This window comes from Kribbella qitaiheensis, assembly GCF_014217565.1.
In the GTDB taxonomy this organism is placed as follows: domain Bacteria; phylum Actinomycetota; class Actinomycetes; order Propionibacteriales; family Kribbellaceae; genus Kribbella; species Kribbella qitaiheensis_A.
In genome coordinates this window covers 6,138,348-6,152,356 of the sequence record NZ_CP043661.1, presented here as the reverse complement: position 1 = coordinate 6,152,356, position 14,009 = coordinate 6,138,348, and the positions used below count along the sequence as shown (strand labels likewise).

Below are 14,009 nucleotides of genomic sequence, written 5' to 3'. Positions count from 1 at the left end.
ATGGCTCTGTTCCTGCTCCGCCGCCTCGGCCACGGCATACTCGTGCTCTGGCTGATCACACTCGCCGTCTTCGGCCTGTTCTTCGTTGCCCCTAGCAACGTCGCACAGACCCTGGCCGGCCGGCAGGCGACGCCGGAGACGATCGCGCTGATCAACCACCGGCTCGGGCTGGACCTGCCGATCTGGAAGCAGTACCTGCACTTCATCGAGAACGCCGTCCAGGGCAACCTCGGCTACGACTACTACCACCAGGTCGCGGTGACGACGATCATCGGGCAGGCGCTGCCGGTGACGGTGTCGCTCGCCCTCGGCGCCTCGGTCCTGTGGTTGCTGCTCGGCGTGTTCAACGGGGTGATCTCCGCGGTGCATCCACGCTCGCTGGCCGATCGCGGACTCACGCTGTTCGCGCTGTTCTTCTACTCGTTCCCGTCATTCCTGCTCGGCCTGCTGCTGCTGTACTTCCTGTACTTCCGGCTCACGCTGGCCGGCTACACCTGGTTCCCCGCCGGCGGGTACAGCGGTTTCACCCAGGGCCTGGGTGCTTGGGTGCAGCACCTCGTACTGCCGTGGCTCGCACTGGCATTGTTGCTAGCAGCAACCTATACGCGGTTGACGCGCGGCTCGATGCTGGACGTGCTCGGCGAGGACTACATCCGTACCGCGCGGTCGAAGGGCATCCGGGAGAGCCGGGTGATCGTGCGGCACGGGCTGCGCAGCGCGCTGACGCCGGTGGTCACCCAGTTCGGGATCGACCTCGGCCAGCTGATCGGTGGCGTGGTCGTCACCGAGACCGTGTTCAGCCTTCCTGGGCTGGGCAAGACCGCGGTGACCGCGATCAACCAGCAGGACCTGCCGGTGATCATCGGGATCGTCCTGTTCGCCTCGGCGGCCGTGGTGATCGCGAACATCCTGGTCGACGTCGTGTACGCCGTCCTCGATCCGCGGGTCCGGCTGCACTGATGGTCCAGCCGGCCGGTGCCACCACGCCGGCCGGCTGCCTGGACCCGCCGGCGGTTCAGGTAGCCCACGGGGGGCAGGCCGACGAGAGTCTCGAACCGCACGGCGACGGTCCATCGACGGGAGGGGTATCGATGAACCAACGCCGGCGCGACGCTCTCGTCGGCCAGCGCCCCCAGCCGACCGCCCGAAGGATCAAGCACGGAGGATCGCCGGTGGCGCTCCTGGCATGGTGAGTGGCGCTCCTGGCGTGGTGATCAGCGGGAGTACCGGTGGAACTCCAAGCCATCCGGGCCGTGAAGAACACGATCCAGCCGGCGCTTGACGTACTGTCGGGCGGGGTTCCGGCGACTTTCGACCGAGGGGGATGTGCGGGTGAGGATCGCGGTCTATGGAGCCGGCGGGATCGGATGTTATGTCGGCGGGCGGCTGGCCGCGACCGGTACGCCGGTGACGCTGATCGGCCGGCGGCGGATGGGCGACGAGCTCGCGGAGCACGGGTTGCACCTCACTGACTACCTGGGCGCGGAGCTGAGTGTCCGAGATGTCCCGTTCGAGACCGAGCCGGCTGCCGTGGCGGATGCGGATCTGGTTCTGGTGACGGTGAAGTCTGCCGGAACGCCGACGGCGGCCGATGAGTTGGCCGGAGCGCTGAAGCCGGGTGCGGTGGTGGTCAGCTTCCAGAACGGCATCCGTAACGGCGACATCCTGCGCGAGCGGCTGCCGGATCAGGTGGTGTTGTCCGGCATGGTGCCGTTCAACGTGCTCAACCGTGGTGGTGGCGCTTTCCACCAGGGCACCTCGGGAGGGTTGGACGTCCAGCGGCACGCCGCGCTCACGCCGTACGTGGAAGGGTTTGCGACGGCCGGTCTGCCGCTCACGCAGCACGCCGACATCCTGCCGGTGCAGTGGGCGAAGCTCCTGCTGAACTTGAACAATCCGATCAACGCGCTGGCGGACGTGCCGTTGCGAGACGAGCTGTCCCAGCGGGCGTTCCGGCGCTGCCTGGCCGCCGCGCAGGCCGAAACGCTTGCCCTGCTGACGATTGAGGGGATCAAGCCGGCTCAGTTGATGGTGATCCCGCCCCACCGCTTCCCGATGTTGCTCCGGCTGCCCGATTTCATCTACAAACGCCTGGCGAGCAAGACCCTGGCGATCGACCCGCTGGCCCGGACCTCGATGTGGGAGGACCTGGTGGCCGGCCGGCGTACGGAGATCGACTACATCAACGGCGAGGTCGTCCGGCTGGCCGAATCCCTTGGCCGCGAGGCGCCGGTCAACGCGAAGCTGGTCGAGCTGATCCGTGCCGCCGAGGTGGGTCCGCGGAGGGCCTGGTCGGGTCCGGAACTGCTCGAGGAGCTGACCCGGGCCGGCTGACCCTGCCCAGGCAGTCGGAGTCCAACGGCCTTCACCGGACAGGCTTCAGTTCGGCGCGGTGAGTGGGAGGGGGCTGCGGACGTCGATGCTGGTGATGCCGTAGGTGAAGCCGAGGTGCTCGTTGAGGCGCCGCATGTTCGCGTTGCCGTGCTGCGTCCACGTGTAGATCTCGGTGATCCCGTGCTCGGCGGCCCAGGCCATGCTCGTGCGCTTGAGGGTCGAGGCGACCGACTGGCCGCGCCATTCCCGGCGTACGCCGGTGTAGGCGACCTCGGCGCGTTCCGGTTTGTCCGGATCGAGCAGCAGACCGGCGACGCCGATCACCTCGTCGCCGGCGACGGCCACGAACATCGACTCCGGGTCCGTCATCCACTCCGTCGCCCAGGCGTGCTCGGAGACGTTGAGGAGACTGGGGACGTCCATGTCCGGGAAGGTCGTGACTGCGACCTGGTGGTAGGCGAGCGGCCAGAGGTCCGGCCGCTCGGCCACGGTGACCACCTCGTAGCCGGTGGGCGGCGCCGGCCAGGGCTCGGCCCCGATCGGGCGGACCTGCTCGACCTGACGACTCACCTCGGCGAAACCGAACCTCTCGGCGAAGACCACAGATCCGGCGTCGTCCACCGTGCAGCCGGCACGATCGTAGCCTTGGGCAACGGCATGCTCTGCCAGCGCCAGCAGCAGTGCCGTACCGATGCCCTGCCGGCGCGCGTCCGGACGGACCCGCGGTACGACAGCCGCGCGACCGGTCTCGTTCGACTGGTCCGACAGCCCGTGGCCGACGACCTTCCCGTCCCACTCGGCCAGCAGCATCAGCCGCCCCGGCTTGTCGAGGTCCCGCAGCTCGGCCGCGCTAGGGCACCGCTCGTGCGGAAGAGCCGCGATCCGGATCTCACGCCACTGGTCGTAGTCCGCGTCCGTCGTGGCCTCGCGGATCAGTACCTCGTTCATCTCTGCCCCCTACTGTGCCGCCGGCGGCAGCAGTGCCGGATCAGCCACCGGCCATTCCGCCGGCCCAGCGCCGAGTCGCGACAGCTCCTGCGCCTGCAACACGCACCAAGGCGAGAGAGCGGCCCGCAGCGCTGCCTCGAGCCCACTATGAACGTCGCCGACCGGCCAGTCCACCCATTTGTACGCCGCGACCTCGGCCGGATCGGGCGTCGGATCACCACTGCAGGTGACCCGGAAGACCGGACAGAGCTCGTTCTCCACGACCCCGTCGGGCATCTCAGCCCGATACCGGAACCTGGGCAGCACCAACTCGACCGTCGCCGGAACCAGCCCGAGCTCGTCCGCCAGCCGACGGCGTACGGCGGCTTCGATCGGCTCGCCGGGGAGCGGGTGACCGCAGCAGCTGTTCGTCCAGACCCCCGGCCAGGTCTTCTTCGAGTGGGCCCGCCGAGTCAGCAGAACCCGGCCCCGGTCGTCGAAGACGTAGCTGGAGAAAGCAAGGTGCAACGGCGTCTCGGCGTGGTGGACCGTCGCCTTGTCCTGGGTCCCGATCGCCCGCCCGGCCTCATCGACCAAGACCACCTTCTCCGTCATCACCTGACCGAGCGTAGCCGCCCTGGCCGGACCGCCCGCGAAATAGGCGATGGCCGGCCGGACCGGGAACTGCTAACCTCCTCGCGTGATCGAGCGACTCGCGCGGTATCGACCGGCTCTGGGAAGAGCCGGCACTTCGTAGTACCGCGACAGTCGCGCCCCACCCCAGAGCCTCCAAGGCAGGAACCACTCCGGTTCCTGCCTTTTCCGTTGCCGGAGGCACCTACTGGGCTGTCTCCTTCTGTTGAGGAGCTCCTTGTCATGACCGACACCTCCGCTGTGCTGGAAAGACTGCGGCGTACGACGGACAGCATCATCGGCGAGGCCGACCTGCTTCAGCGACTCGCTTCCGACCGGCCGTTGCGGATCAAGTACGGCGTCGACTGCACCGCGCCGTTCCTGCATCTCGGGCACGCCGTGAACCTGTGGATGATGCGGCAGTTGCAGGATCTGGGTCATCAGGTCGTCTTCCTGCTCGGCGACCTGACCACCCGGATCGGCGATCCCACCGGCCGCTCCGAGACCCGCCCGGTGCTCACGCCGGCCGAGATCGACGCCAACGCGGCCGCTTTCACCGAACAAGTCGGGCTGGTACTACGGACCTCACCCGACGTCTTCGAAGTACGCCGGAACTCCGAGTGGTACGACGCGATGGACACCGCGACCCTGCTCGGATTGTTCAGCCAGGTCACGCACGCGCAACTGATGGCTAGGGACATGTTCCGGACCCGGATCGCCGAAGGCCGCGAGATCGGGCTGCATGAGCTGATCTACCCGGTACTGCAGGGCTACGACAGTTTCGCCGTCGGCAGCGACCTCACCATCGTGGGAACGGACCAATTGTTCAACGAGCAGATGGGCCGGCAGTTCCAGCAACGCCTCGGGATACCGCCGCAGGTGGTGATCACCAGCACGATCACCCCTGGCCTGGACGGTGGGCCGAAGCAATCGAAGTCGCTCAACAACTTCGTCGCCCTGACGGACACCCCACGGGACAAGTTCGGCAAGCTGATGAGCCTGCCCGACTCGCTCGTCGAGGTGTACGCCCGCGTCTACACCGAACTTCCCCTGGACGCTGTCGCCGCTCTTGCCGATGCCGCCGCGCAAGGCGGTCCGCCTGCCCGCGACGCCAAGCTCCGGCTGGCTTCGGCGGTCGTCACTCGCTACCACGGCGCCGGCGCCGCCCGGACGGAACAGGACGCCTTCCTGAACACCTTCACTCATCGCGAGGAGCCGACCGACATCCCGGAAGTTCCGGTCGGCCGCACTCCGGCGAGCTTGATCCAGCTCCTGAGGCTGGCGCGCCCGGCGGACAGCAACTCGGAACTGCGCCGGCTGATCCAGCAGGGCGCGGTCTCGGTCGGTGGGGCGAAGAAGACTGACCCGGAAGAGCTCGTCGACCTCAGCACGCCCGCCACCCTCCGCTCCGGCCGCCGGACCTGGCACCGCCTCACCCCACCCACCTGAGCGAACCGAATCCCCGGACCCAACCCGAATCCCCACGGCGCGGAGAGGGCGAGGGCGGAAATCCGGTTGGCGGGACGGAGTCGGGTCTCCACACTGGCGAGGTGGAAGAGACCAAGAAGGTGGTCGGCCCGGCTCCTCGGCGCGGTCACCTATCAGCGCTTCCTGGACAACATCGAGACCAGTGAGCGGGTCTACCACGAGGACGACCCGACCAGCGAGGTCCGTGCTGCGATCAGGGCGACGAAAGGGATTCTGTGACGATTCTGGTGACCGGAGCGAGTGGTAACGCGGGTGGTGCGGTGGTCGCATCGCTGGCGGCCGAGGGACTTGCCGGACGGGCCTTGGTTCGTAAGCCGATGGAGCTGCCGGCCGGGATCGAGCCTGTGTACGGCGATCTCAACCAGCCGGACACGTTCGCCGACTCACTCGCGGGCGTGACCGGACTCTTCCTGCTGAGCGGATACGACCGGGTCGACGAGCTGCTGGCGAAGGCGGTCCAGGCCGGCGTACGACGGGTCGCTGTGTTGTCGAGCAGTTCGGTCGTCGGCAAATCCACCGACAACGCGGTCGCCGCCTACCACCTCGCCACCGAGGCCGCGGTGATCGCGTCCGGGTTGGAGTGGACCTTCCTGCGACCGAACACCTTCATGTCCAACACCCTGCGCTGGCTGGACCAGTTGCGTGCGGGCGACGTGGTTCGGGTCCAGTTCCCCGACGTACCGATCTCGACGATCCACCCGCGCGACATCGCGGACGTCGCGGTCCGGGCTCTGACCGGCGACGGACACTCGGGTACGGCGTACCGGCTGAGCGGGCCGGTCGCGTTGAAGCCTGCCGAGCAGCTGGAAATCGTCGGTCAGGCTCTCGGCCGGACGCTGGTGGCGCGTGAGTTGAGCCGGGCCGAGTCGCACGAGGAGTTGTTCGCCTCGATGCCGGCGACTTATGCGAGCGCGATCGAGGGATTCTTTGCCGACGGCAACGTTGACGAGACGACGGTCACCGACGCCGTCGAAACGGTGACCGGGCATCCCCCGCGAACCTTGCAGGAATGGGTCCGGGAGAACACGGGCCTGTTCTGGTGATCGCGCCCTAAGGCTGGCTCAATGCCGCGACGTACTCCGTGCCGGTGCAGGTCTCGCCGAAGCGGGGGAAGACGTACGAGACGGCGAACTCGTGGGCGTGCGCGTCCAGGCCGGTCATCGCGTCGGTGACGTAGATCGTGCGATAGCCGTGCTCGTCCGCGACCCGGCCGGTGGACTCGACCCCGAAATTGGTCGCGATGCCGCCGAGGACAACGGTCTCGACGCCGTGCGAGCGCAGCACGTCGTCCAGGCCTGTCTGGTGGAACGCGCCGACCGTGCGCTTCACGAGCTCGACGTCACCCGGCTGCGGGTCGAGCTCGGGCGCGAGCCCGCTGCCGTCGGGCTGGACCTCGACGTTCGGCCGCTCGACCCGGACGTTGACGACCAGCCCGCCGACGGCCCTGGTCGCCTTGGCCAGCGCGACGCATCGCTCGAGCACCTCCGGCCCGGACAGCGGAGCGGTGTCCAGGGCGATGATGCGCGGCATCAAGTCGATCAGGATCAACGCGGTACGACGGGGTTCCAGGACAGGGGTGGTCATGGTCCCGACCCTAGTGCCCTGTTTCTGAAGTTCGCTGGATAAGTTGGTCTCGGGTGTTTTGTCCTGTGCCGCGTTGGCGGTAGCGGCTTCGGCTGCGTGGCAGTAGTCCTTCGCCCGCCGGGATCGGGTGGGAGTTCGTTCGCCGTCGGGGCACCGGGGTCTGGTGGGGTTGGTCAAGTGCGCGGAGCGTGATTGGGCGGGTCGGCTGGCTCCGAGGCTGTGTGTGTCTGGGATGCTCGCTGTTGCCTGCGGTGTGGGCGTCTTTGTGCATCGGCTGAGTGTTCCGGGCCGATCGCGTGCTCAGGGCGTGCACAAGGGCGCGGAACGCCCGCGTCGGTTGCCGGCCTCTGTGCATCCGCTGAGCGTTTTCCGCGGGTGGAATACTCAGCCGGTGCACAAAGACGCCCGCACTTGGGGCGTCGGGGTTGGCTGCCATCGGTGCGGCCTCAGACACCTTCCGGGGAGCGGGGGGCCGGGGGCCGGGGAAGGCCTCGTCCCCCGCGCCCGGCATGGTGTCAGACCTATCCAGCGAACTTCAGAAGCAGGGCACTAGTTGAGGTCTCCTGCCAACTGGTTGGCGAGGGTGGTGTCCTTTTCGGTGGCGGAGAAGCCCACTCGCCAGGTGCCACCGGCGTACGAGCCGGGCGGTAGGGCGCGGCCACCTGGTTGCCACAACGGCTGCCAGGCAACGGTTCCGGTGGGTGGGTCGTACCAGTGGTTGTCCTCAGCCCAGGACGAGCCACGTTTGTAGGCAGTGACGACGCTGAGACCGGGGCCGGTCGCCATCGACCAGTCCGGGAAGCCGGGGACATCGCCGTTGCGCTCGAAGCCACCGGGATCGCCTTGGTTGGGCAGTGCCGAGTCGACGTTGAACGAAGCCTCCCAGACCGGGGCATTGACTACACCGGACACCTTCCAGTTGAGGCTGGTGTCGAACGTCTTCGGGCCGAAGTCGAACGACCAGTCGGCGGTCACCGGCTCGTCGCCGAACGGGATGCCGGTGAGTTCGAGCTTCCCGGTCTGGCTGTCGACGGTGGCTGCGGCCCCGGCCAGGTCGGTGACGCCGAAGGTGCCGACACCCAGATAAGGCCCAGTGGCTCGTGACGAGGAGTCGAGGGCGGCTTTGTAGTTCCCTTGGCCGGACGGATCCACGTCCAATGCGGTCAACGACGCCTTCGGAGCCGTCTGCACGGTCGCCCGGTAGTACTTGTTGCTGATCACGTGTCCCTTCGTCACCTGTACGGCGTTGAAGTCGAGTGGAGCGACGAAGAGCCCGCCCTTGCCCCAGCCCGCGCCGGTGACGAACCACTTGTCGCCGTCCTGGACCACCTCGGCCGCGTGCGCCTGGATCGTCCCCACCAGTTGATCGAGGGTGAAGTGCAGCGGGTCCTTGCTCTTGTAGACCTTGGTGGATTCATAGCCGCCGTCGCAGCAGACGAACAGGTACCAGTCCTTGCCGCGCTGCACCACGAACGGCGACTCGGTCGGACCGCCGAAGGTGCCGGTCTCCGGATGCTGGAACGCCGTCTGCCGCTCACTCCAATGTCGCAGGTCGGTGCTGGTCCGATAGGCGACGATGTGGTTGCCACCGCTCGGCGTGGAGTTGGCGGTGTAGTACATCACCCACTGGTTGCCGACCTTGTGCACCATCGGGTCCCGCCCGTCGAATCCGTCGGTGAACAAGGGGTTCGCCGTACTGCGGGTCCAGTGCACCAGGTCGGTCGACGTCGCCAGCTGCATCCGGTACGCCGTGTGGTCGGGCGTCCCGCCCGCGTAGAACATGTAGTAGGTGCCCTTGTCGTACATGACGTAGGGCGCCCAGATGTGGCTCTCCCCCGCGGCCGGATCGGCCACGAGCGCCGGCGGCTGCTTGGTCCACGGGCCGTTCGGCGAAGGCGCGGTGGTGTGCCCGAAGCTTTTCTCGTCGAGCGGGTTCGCCGGTTCGGCATGGGTGATCGCGAAGACGTGCCAGGTGCCGGTCTTACGATCCTGCACCAGCGTGTGGTCGTTGTAGTACCACGGGCCGGTCTCGCCGACGCTCGGGTCGTAGACCTTCGCGAACTTGCCTGCGGCAACTACTTTGTCGACCTTCTCGAACGGCACGTCACGGATCACGCTCAGCTCCAGATCGATCAGATCCACACCGACCAGGTAACCGGTCGCCGCTGGGTTCTTGCCGGTCACTGTGATGCTCAGCTGGTGCTTGCCTGCCGTCAGTGCCTGGACGCCCAGGTTCACCGTCTGCACACTCACGCCAGTTGCGGCGTACCCGTCGACTGAGACCGGCGCTTTGCCATCGACAGCGACGTCCACAATGCCGTAGTCAGCCGCCTTGGTGAGCACGCTCGACAGGTTGTAGGTCCCAGTGGTCGGTACTGCGAACTCCAGCACGACCTTGTCGCCGGCCTTGGTCCCATGGATCCACAGCTGGGCACCGCCGGACCAGTTGACCCCGCAGCAGCTCCCTTGCGCGTCCGCCGGGACAGTGGCGGACACAGCTGGCAGGAGCGACTCCGCTTCCACTCGAAGCGTGCTGCCCGAGGTGCCCTCCACCGTTGCCGATTTGGCGCTCTCGTGTCCGGCCAGGTCGACTGCGGAGACCCGGTACTTCCAGGTCTCACCCAGCCCGATCCCCCTGTGCACGAAGCCGGGGACAACGCTGCTGCCGACCAGCTTCTCCTCGACGCCTTCCTTGGCCGCATAGACGTTGTACCGCGCGATACCGCTGTCGTCTGCCGAGTCACTCCAGCTAAGGGCGATCGCGTTGTCGGTGCGGCTCTTCGCAGTGACGTCCGTGGGTCGCGCCGGGGCCCGCTTGTCGGCGTACGGGATGACGAGCGACTGTACGGCGTACGCGGACGCGGTCCAGCCCGGTCCCGTCGGCTGGAGCTCGATGGCGAGCTTGGTCTTGCCGAAGGTGAGCAATGCGGGTAGCTGGTAGTTGTCGTCGAGCCAGCGCTGCTTTGCATTGCCCAGCGGCTGCAGCCAGGTACCGGCGTCCTTGCCGTTGACGATGACCTTGGCCGACTGTCCAGCGACGTTCTGGTCTCCCGTACGCCGCAGCGTCACACCGCGGTTGACCGGATCGACCTTCACCGTGAACCGGATCGGCGCAGTGGTCGACCGGACCTGGTCGGTGATCGCAGTGTCGTCGTGGTCGCCCTCGTAGACGCTGGTGAGCTCCGCCTCGGTCCCTGTGTCGACGTAGCCGTGCTGCTGACGGCTGGCGGCCGAACCGGTGTCGATCCGGTCGGTCTCGCGCGCACCGAACCGGGCGGCGGAGTACAGGAAGGCTGTTGTGCCGTAGACGGCCGGGTGGTCGTCCTGCTGGCCGTGTTCGATTCCGAAGGTGAGCTGGTTCTGGAAGTCGACCGCGTCGGTGATGTGCAGGCGGAACGCGCTGTCGCACTCGTTCTTGCACTCGCCCGCGGCGACCTCGTGGCCGGAGTTGCCGTGGAAGGGCGTGGAGTAGGTGCCCTGGTTGAAGTACCACCCGGACTCGAAATAGTCCTCGGTGCCGGTGCCGTGGATCGCCGGGGTGCGCTCGCCGTCGACGTACACGCGCTCGTCGCCTTCGAGGTAGCCACGCGTGTTGCCGTCCGGCTGCAGCCCCTCCATGGTCTGCGAGACCCCGACGAACTTGCCGCGTCCAGTGGCGTCCGCAATCGCCCAGTCCTGCCCGAAGGTCGCCTCACCGCGCTTGGAGAGTGCGGTGAAGTAGCCGGACTTCCCGGTCGCCAGGTCGACACCTGCTTGTGCGCTGCGAGCAGTAGTGACCTCTGCCTGCCCATCCAACTTGTACTGCGTGGTGTTGACCAGGCTGACTGTTGCTCGCGCTAGATAAGGCATCGGCCACCACGCGGAATACCAGCCGTTCGGATCCATCGCGAAGAACAAGGAGCGCACCTCGTTCTCACCGAGTCCCGAGCCGAAGAACTCACCGAGCGGAGCGTCCACCCGCTTCTTGCCGTCGACAGTGACCTGGACCCGTACTCCGGCCAGCAGCGCGTCGGACGACTTCACCCGGGCGGCGTCGTCGGCCGTGACGGCGTACGGCATCGAGTGCGAGCCGCTCCAGTTCTCCTTGGTGATCGAGTAGGCGTGGGACTGCTCGTCGGCGAGGTGGTCCGGACCGACGTCGAGGGTGTCGGTGCGCTTCACCGTGCCGCCGACGACGGAGTCGGCCCAGTAGGTGAACTCGTTGAAGTCGAGGTCGGAGGAGACGAACTCGTTGCGGATCACGAGCTGCGACTTGCCTGCGGTCACTGCCGCCGGCAGGTCGACCATCTGGTCGGCCCATTGCGCACCCTTGGCCGGCAACGGTGCCCACTCACCGGCTGCGACGCCGTCGACGAAGATCTTCGCGCGCTGGTTGCCGATCCGCAGATCCATCCGGCGGATCAGCTTCACGCCGGTGTTGGCCGGGTCGACCTTCATCGTGAACTGGCTGCCGCCGAGGAACGCGCGGCCGTCGTCGGCGAAGGTCTTCAGGTCCAGGCCGACGATCTGCGGGAACTTCAGCCTGAGCGCGCTGAGCTCACCGGGGCCCGCGTCGTCGGCCAAGGTGAGTTGCTTGCCGGGGGCAAGGTTCACCGGCTTCGCGGTGTTTTTCGCACCGGCGGCCGCCGGCTTGGGGTCCTTCGTGCCGAAGCCCTGCAGCAGCGCGACGACGTCCTCGGCCTTGTCGGTCGGGTCGAAGGTGCTGACGCCTGCCACATCGGGGAACTGACGGTAGTCGACGTGGTAGAAGAGCGGGTTGTTCCGCACGGTGACGCGCATCGACTTCTGGTACGGCATCGGCACGCGAATGTAGACGCCGCCCGAGGTCTGCAGGGCGTTGGCGACCAGCGGATAGACGAAGGGCGAGCCGAGCTTGCCGTCCACGACGTCCTGCAACTGCGCGTCCAGGACGGTCTTGCCGTCGACCTCGACGGTGATCTTGCCGGTCCTGCGGACGTCGCCCTCGTCCCGGGTGAACCAGATCGACGCGATCTCGCCCGCTCCCCGGGCTTCGGCGATGACGCAGCCGACGGCCGTAGTACGCAGGCAGGAGTAGGTGCCGTCGAAGCCGTCGTTGTTGGTGCCGTCGCGGCCGAAGCTGGAGAACTGCTTGGACCGGACCCCGTTCTGGAGCTCCGGCAGCCGGTCGAGCCGGCGGTAGACGTCCCAGCCCACCGGCCCGTTGCCTGCACTTCGGGCGCTTACGCCTGCCACCGCGTACGGCGTACCGGTGGCTGAGGCTGTGGATACGGAAACCGGGAGCACCAGAAGTGCTCCTAGCAGGAGGGCGGTTGCGCGACGCAGAACTGCGGTCATGGGCGGACCTCACGTTGCCGGGAAATCGATTTCTCAGATGTTTACCACTGGAGACGATCGCTGGCAATCCCTCGGCGACGGAATGGGAAACGTGTTCCAAGGGTTGGATACCCGATAGGCCCAGGGGTTGCCGGACGCGACAGACTGGGTCCCGCACGCAGCTTCCAGCACCCACCCGCAGGAGATTTCATGAGTTCAGCTCCAGCCCAGATCGCTGTCACCGGACTCGCGGTGATGGGTCGCAACCTGGCCCGCAACCTGGCGCGCAACGGGTTCCACGTCGCCGTCCACAACCGCTCGAAGGCCCGTACGGACGCGCTGATCGAGCAGTTCGGCCACGAGGGTGAGTTCACCGCGGCGGACGACCTGCCGGCCCTGGTGGCCGCGCTGGAGCAGCCGCGCAAGATCATCATCATGGTCAAGGCGGGCGAGCCGACCGACGCGGTGATCGAGGAGCTGGTGCCGCTGCTGGACGAGGGCGACATCGTCGTCGACGCCGGCAACGCGCACTTCGCCGACACCCGGCGGCGCGAGGACGCCCTGAAGGCCAAGGGCCTGCACTTCGTCGGCGCCGGCGTCTCCGGTGGCGAGGAGGGCGCGCTGAACGGGCCGAGCATCATGCCGGGCGGCTCCACCTTCGCCTACGCCGCGCTCGAGCCGATGCTGACCAGGATCTCCGCCCACGTCGGCGGCGAGGCCTGCTGCGTGCACGTCGGCCCGGACGGCGCCGGCCACTTCGTGAAGATGCTGCACAACGGCATCGAGTACGCCGACATGCAGCTGATCGCCGAGGCGTACGACCTGCTCCGCCACGTGCTCGGACTGAGCGCGACCGAGATCGCCGACGTGTTCCGCGACTGGAACACGGGCGACCTGGAGTCCTTCCTGATCGAGATCACCGCCGAGGTGCTCAGCCAGGTCGACGAGTCCACCGGCCAGCCGTTCGTGGACGTGGTGCTGGACCAGGCCGAGCAGAAGGGCACCGGGCGCTGGACCGTCCAGGTCGCTCTGGACCTGGGCATCCCCGTCAGCGGCATGGCCGAGGCCGTCTTCGCTCGCTCACTGTCGGGCGACGTCGTACGCCGGGAGGCCGCGGCCGGAGTACTGGCCGGGCCGTCGTCGGAGGCGAAGCTGGACATCGACCGGGATGCGTTCATCGAGGATGTACGGCACGCGCTGTACTCGTCGAAGCTGGTCGCGTACGCGCAGGGCTTCGACGCGATCCGGGCCGCCAGCGACCAGTACGGCTGGGACATCGACCTGGGCGCGATGGCGAAGATCTGGCGCGGCGGCTGCATCATCCGGGCCCGTTTCCTGGACCGCATCAAGGAGGCGTACGACCGGGACGCGGCATTGCCGTCGCTGCTGGTCGACGACTACTTCAAGGACGCTGTCGTGAGTGGGCAGGACGCCTGGCGTCGCGTTGTCGCCGCGGCCGCCACTTTTGGCGTTCCAGCTCCTGGGTTCTCCGCGGCTCTCTCGTACTACGACGGCCTGCGCGCCGACCGGCTGCCGGCTGCTCTGATCCAGGGGCTGCGCGACCTGTTCGGGGCGCACACGTACCGCCGGATCGACCGCGAGGGTGCGTTCCACCTCGACTGGTCGGGAGATCGCAAGGAGCAGTCCGCCTGAGCGGAGGTAGTGCAGCGAGGCGATTGGCGCTGGGGGTCGAACGTGTGTTCTAATACACTCTCAGCGCCAGCCCGCTCCGGCGGGGACAATTGTCA

At 67.5% G+C, this 14,009-nt stretch carries 10 protein-coding genes; 6 read left to right on the top strand and 4 right to left on the bottom strand.

Annotated elements, in window-relative coordinates:
• Both F1D05_RS29315 and F1D05_RS29310 read left to right on the top strand, forming a co-directional pair.
• Positions 1-960: an ABC transporter permease gene (locus tag F1D05_RS29315; protein ID WP_185443642.1), complete on the top strand. Its 960-nt coding sequence runs from the start codon at positions 1-3 to the stop codon at positions 958-960.
• Positions 961-1,332: 372 nt separating this feature from the next.
• The gene (locus F1D05_RS29310; protein ID WP_185443641.1) at positions 1,333-2,334 is read left to right on the top strand and encodes a 2-dehydropantoate 2-reductase; all 1,002 of its coding nucleotides are present in this window, start codon (positions 1,333-1,335) and stop codon (positions 2,332-2,334) included.
• A 45-nt stretch (positions 2,335-2,379) separates the two neighbouring features.
• Here the strand turns inward: F1D05_RS29310 and F1D05_RS29305 are convergent, their stop codons facing one another.
• Both F1D05_RS29305 and idi read right to left on the bottom strand, forming a co-directional pair.
• Positions 2,380-3,282, bottom strand: a complete 903-nt coding sequence (locus tag F1D05_RS29305; RefSeq protein WP_185443640.1) for a GNAT family N-acetyltransferase — start codon at positions 3,280-3,282, stop codon at positions 2,380-2,382.
• Between the two features lie 9 nt (positions 3,283-3,291).
• On the bottom strand, positions 3,292-3,876 hold the full coding sequence (gene idi, locus F1D05_RS29300) for an isopentenyl-diphosphate Delta-isomerase (protein ID WP_185443639.1): 585 nt from the start codon (positions 3,874-3,876) through the stop codon (positions 3,292-3,294).
• A 261-nt stretch (positions 3,877-4,137) separates the two neighbouring features.
• Between idi and tyrS the strand changes: the two genes are divergently transcribed.
• The 3 genes from tyrS (at position 4,138) to F1D05_RS29285 (ending at position 6,425) form a co-directional block, all read left to right on the top strand.
• A complete protein-coding gene (gene tyrS / locus F1D05_RS29295) occupies positions 4,138-5,343 on the top strand; it encodes a tyrosine--tRNA ligase (protein WP_185443638.1) in 1,206 nt (401 codons plus the stop codon).
• A gap of 66 nt (positions 5,344-5,409) precedes the next feature.
• Entirely contained in the window at positions 5,410-5,601 is a 192-nt protein-coding gene (locus tag F1D05_RS29290) for a hypothetical protein (RefSeq protein ID WP_185443637.1), read from the top strand.
• Positions 5,598-6,425 (top strand): NAD(P)H-binding protein, encoded by an 828-nt coding sequence (locus tag F1D05_RS29285; RefSeq protein ID WP_185443636.1) that lies wholly within the window; start codon positions 5,598-5,600, stop codon positions 6,423-6,425. The genes F1D05_RS29290 and F1D05_RS29285 overlap by 4 nt, the downstream gene beginning before the upstream one ends.
• Positions 6,426-6,432: 7 nt before the next feature.
• Here F1D05_RS29285 and F1D05_RS29280 read toward each other — a convergent pair whose 3' ends face one another.
• Together F1D05_RS29280 and F1D05_RS29275 are read right to left on the bottom strand one after the other, a co-directional pair.
• A complete protein-coding gene (locus F1D05_RS29280) occupies positions 6,433-6,966 on the bottom strand; it encodes an isochorismatase family protein (RefSeq protein ID WP_185443635.1) in 534 nt (177 codons plus the stop codon).
• 549 nt (positions 6,967-7,515) lie between these two features.
• Entirely contained in the window at positions 7,516-12,282 is a 4,767-nt protein-coding gene (locus F1D05_RS29275; RefSeq protein ID WP_185443634.1) for a DUF2961 domain-containing protein, read from the bottom strand.
• A 189-nt stretch (positions 12,283-12,471) separates the two neighbouring features.
• On the opposite strand from F1D05_RS29275, the gene gndA reads away from it, so the two are divergent.
• Positions 12,472-13,914 (top strand): NADP-dependent phosphogluconate dehydrogenase, encoded by a 1,443-nt coding sequence (gndA, locus tag F1D05_RS29270; protein ID WP_185443633.1) that lies wholly within the window; start codon positions 12,472-12,474, stop codon positions 13,912-13,914.
• The last annotated feature ends 95 nt before the right edge of the window (positions 13,915-14,009 follow it).

Bases quoted from the DNA above. Each gene is read 5' to 3' on its own strand.
- F1D05_RS29315 (WP_185443642.1), top strand. From the start codon at position 1: ATGGCTCTGTTCCTGCTCCGCCGCCTCGGCCACGGCATACTCGTGCTC.
- F1D05_RS29305 (WP_185443640.1), bottom strand. From the start codon at position 3,282: ATGAACGAGGTACTGATCCGCGAGGCCACGACGGACGCGGACTACGAC.
- idi (WP_185443639.1), bottom strand. From the start codon at position 3,876: ATGACGGAGAAGGTGGTCTTGGTCGATGAGGCCGGGCGGGCGATCGGG.
- tyrS (WP_185443638.1), top strand. From the start codon at position 4,138: ATGACCGACACCTCCGCTGTGCTGGAAAGACTGCGGCGTACGACGGAC.
- F1D05_RS29280 (WP_185443635.1), bottom strand. From the start codon at position 6,966: ATGACCACCCCTGTCCTGGAACCCCGTCGTACCGCGTTGATCCTGATC.
- F1D05_RS29275 (WP_185443634.1), bottom strand. From the start codon at position 12,282: ATGACCGCAGTTCTGCGTCGCGCAACCGCCCTCCTGCTAGGAGCACTT.
- gndA (WP_185443633.1), top strand. From the start codon at position 12,472: ATGAGTTCAGCTCCAGCCCAGATCGCTGTCACCGGACTCGCGGTGATG.